The organism is Roseospira marina (genome assembly GCF_014197855.1).
Lineage (GTDB): Bacteria > Pseudomonadota > Alphaproteobacteria > Rhodospirillales > Rhodospirillaceae > Rhodospira > Rhodospira marina.
Window position 1 is genome coordinate 1 of record NZ_JACIGJ010000043.1, and the last position, 3,074, is coordinate 3,074.

Here is a 3,074-nt window from a genome sequence, read left to right on the forward strand (position 1 = left end):
GCGATCCAGACCCGGGTCCAGGCGGTGATCAGAGGCAAAAAGTGTTACCTATGTCATCGGTCCAAAACGTTACCAATGTTTCCGGTTGCTCAGGTCGGGCGCGGCTACCTGATCGGTGGGAGCGCCTGGTTCGACCCGGCAAAGAACACCGCGACGCAGCTCTACGACGGCAAGCTGGTGATTTCTTACGACTACACCCCGGTGCCGCCGCTGGAAAACCTGCTGTTCGAGCAGACCATTACCAGTGACTACCTTGTCGACTTCGCCGCTCAGATGGCGGCTTAACCTCCCGGCTGCGCCGGAGTCTGATCCGCCCCGCTCCCCCACCCGGCCACCCAACGCCAGTATCCCCAATGGTTCAGTATGGGGGTGGTCGGGTTGGGGAGTGGGACGGGTCGAGTTCACGAAAGGACTCACCGATGCTTGCGAAAACGATCCGCAACTGGACGGTCATTGTCGACGGCCGCTCCATGGCGGGCCTCGCCGAGGACGTCACCCTGCCCGAACTGGAACGGGCAACGGAAAGCCTGCGGAATGCCGGCATGCTGGGCCCGGTCGAGACCGACCTGGGCCTGTCCGGCCTGTCGCTGTCGTTCACCCTGACCGAGTTCAACGAGGACGTCTTGCGCGCCTGGGGGCTGTTCGGCGCCGGCGGCATCCCGGTGCGCTTCCTGGCCGGGGCGCGCTCGGACGAGAACGACGCCAACACCGACGCCATTGAGGTCGCCGTGCGCGGGCGTTGGAAGAAGATCAGCCACGGCACCGCCAAGCTGGGCGAGGTCGCCAAGATGACCGTTGAGGTCCCCTGTTCCTATTACCGCTACCGCGTCAACGGCGAGACCGTGATCGAGATCGACCTGATCGCGGGCACCGAGATCGTCGACGGGATCGACCGTCAGGCGGACATCCGGAAAGCGATTGGATTGGTGAGTTGATGTTCTGTTCGGCCCGGTCGAGCCGGTTGGAACGCCGCTGATAAGGAACACCAAACCCGGGCGACCGCCCGGGCGGGCCGTTAGGCCCGGAGCCGCGCGGCGTCCGAAGGACGACGCTGCGGCGATACGGAGACAAAAACATGACCGAGATCCGCACCGTCACACTTCACCACCCGATCCCGTTCGGGAAGGACAAGACCCTCGACCGGATCCGCCTGCGCGCGCCAAAGGCGGGCGACCTGCGCGGCCTGCGGCTCGCCCGCCTGGAAGAGGCCGAGACCGACGCGATCCTGACCATCGTCCCCCGGATCAGCCTGGACGCGGTCGCGGGCGTGCACCTGGCGGAGCTGCATCCGTCCGACCTGCTGACCCTCACGGCGGAGGTGTTGGGTTTTTTCGCGCCGCCTGCGGCCGGGGTCGAGGGGGAATCCCCGACGACGCCCGCGCCGCCTGGGGTGTGATGATGCAGGCCTTTCCGGGCTCGTTCCCGCCGGACGTCTTCGACGGCCTCCCCCTCGATCGCTACGCCGAAGCCTACGACCTGGCCGTCGAACTCCTGACCGCTCAGACCGAGGCCGCAAAGGCCGGACGGGGATAAGGAACGCCAAACCCGGGCGACCGCCCGGGCGGGCCTTTAGGCCCGGAGCCGCGCGACGTCCGCAGGACGGCGCTGCGGCGATAGAAGGACACCACCATGGCCGACCTGTCCCTTTCCATCGCCCTTGCGGCGATCGACAACGCCACGGCACCCTTGCGTCGGGTGCGGGAAGCCGCGCGCCAGATGAGCGGCGGCGCGCGCGCGGCGACGGAGCGGCTGGGCGGTCTGGAACGTTCGGCGGAACAGTTGAACGCGTTCCGGTCCATGCGGGCGCGGACACGGCAGAACACCCGCGCCTTGGCGGGCCTGGACACCGAGCTGACCGCCGCCCGGGAAAGGCTCGCCCGCGTGACGGAAGAGACCAACGGCTCCGGCCGCGCCTTCGAGCGCGCGACCCAGCATGTGGCCCACTTGGAACGACAACAGGCCGCCTTGCGCCGGCGCACGGAGAGCATGAGGGCGTCCACGGACCGCATGGGCGAGGCCCTGCGCGAGGCCGGTGTGGACACGAACAACGCCGGGGCGGAAGCCCGGCGCCTGGCCGACGACATCGCGCGCGCCACCCGCCGCGCGAACGCCTTGGCCCGGATCGAGGATCGCTTTGACCGCATCCGCCGCGCCGCCGGCGGGGCGGCCCTGGCCGCCGGCGCCGTGGCCGGGCGGCTGTCCGGACTGGTGGGCGCGTCGGGGTTGGGCGGGTTGATCGGCGGCGGGCTGGCCTCGGTCAGCCTGGGCTCCATGGTTCAGGGCTTCGCGGATTCCGGCCGGGAAATCGACTTGTGGGCGCGCCGCCTGGGCATCGGCGCGGACGCCCTACAAGGCCTGATCGCGGTAGGCGGGCGGTTCGGCGCCGACCAGGACGCCATGATCGACGGCCTCAAGGAACTCTCCCTCCGGGCCGATGAGTTTGCGGGTGAAGGCGGGGGCGAAGGGGCGGAGGCCTTCCAGCGCCTGGGCCTGACGCAAGAGCAGATCAACGCCACCAAGGACGACACCGAGGCCCTGTTCGAGCTGGTGCGCGGCAAGATGGAGGGGATCGGGGACGTCTCCGCCCGCGCGCGCCTGGCCGACGAGCTGTTCGGCGGGACCGGCGAGCACATGGTGGAAATGCTGTCCGCCTCGACCGAGGAATTGCGCCACATGCGGGCGGAGGCGGAGGCCTCCGGTCAGATCCTCACCCCCGAGGATATCGCGAGCGCGCGCTCCCTCTCGGATGGCCTGCGCCGCCTGACGGGCATCATGGGCGGGCTGTCCAAGACCATCGCCGCCCGGCTGGCGCCGGTGCTGATTCCGATGATCCGCAAACTCGGGGACTGGATCGCCGCCAACCGGGAGGTGATCGCGACCGAGATCGGATCCGTGGTCGAGCGCCTGACCGCCGCCCTCGATCGGGTGGACTGGTCGGGCGTGCTCGCGGGGCTGCGCACGTTCGGCGCCCGCGTCGGCCGCGTGGTCCAGGCGATCGGCGGCTGGGACAACGCCATCCTCGGCGTGATCATCACCATGAACGCGGGGCTGATCGGCTCCGTGGTGATGCTTGG

Annotated in this window: 4 protein-coding genes and 1 pseudogene; all 5 read left to right on the forward strand. The window is 69.3% G+C overall.

Going from position 1 to position 3,074, the window contains the following annotated elements; all coding sequences use genetic code 11:
* Nucleotides 1–285: pseudogene (locus tag GGD82_RS20650) on the forward strand (hypothetical protein); the annotation flags it as partial.
* A 134-nt stretch (nt 286–419) separates the two neighbouring features.
* Complete coding sequence (locus tag GGD82_RS20655; protein ID WP_170284516.1) at nt 420–935, forward strand: phage major tail tube protein; 516 nt, start codon at nt 420–422, stop codon at nt 933–935.
* Between the two features lie 140 nt (nt 936–1,075).
* Complete coding sequence (locus tag GGD82_RS20660; RefSeq protein ID WP_150064305.1) at nt 1,076–1,396, forward strand: phage tail assembly protein; 321 nt, start codon at nt 1,076–1,078, stop codon at nt 1,394–1,396.
* Nucleotides 1,396–1,533, forward strand: coding sequence for a hypothetical protein (locus GGD82_RS20665; RefSeq protein WP_170284515.1), 138 nt, complete (start codon nt 1,396–1,398; stop codon nt 1,531–1,533). The genes GGD82_RS20660 and GGD82_RS20665 overlap by 1 nt, the downstream gene beginning before the upstream one ends.
* Nucleotides 1,534–1,629: 96 nt before the next feature.
* Nucleotides 1,630–3,074, forward strand: a 1,445-nt coding sequence (locus GGD82_RS20670) for a hypothetical protein (protein WP_221240842.1), incomplete at its 3' end; no start/stop codon positions are given.

Bases quoted from the DNA above. Each gene is read 5' to 3' on its own strand.
- GGD82_RS20655 (WP_170284516.1), top strand. From the start codon at position 420: ATGCTTGCGAAAACGATCCGCAACTGGACGGTCATTGTCGACGGCCGC.
- GGD82_RS20660 (WP_150064305.1), top strand. From the start codon at position 1,076: ATGACCGAGATCCGCACCGTCACACTTCACCACCCGATCCCGTTCGGG.
- GGD82_RS20665 (WP_170284515.1), top strand. From the start codon at position 1,396: ATGATGCAGGCCTTTCCGGGCTCGTTCCCGCCGGACGTCTTCGACGGC.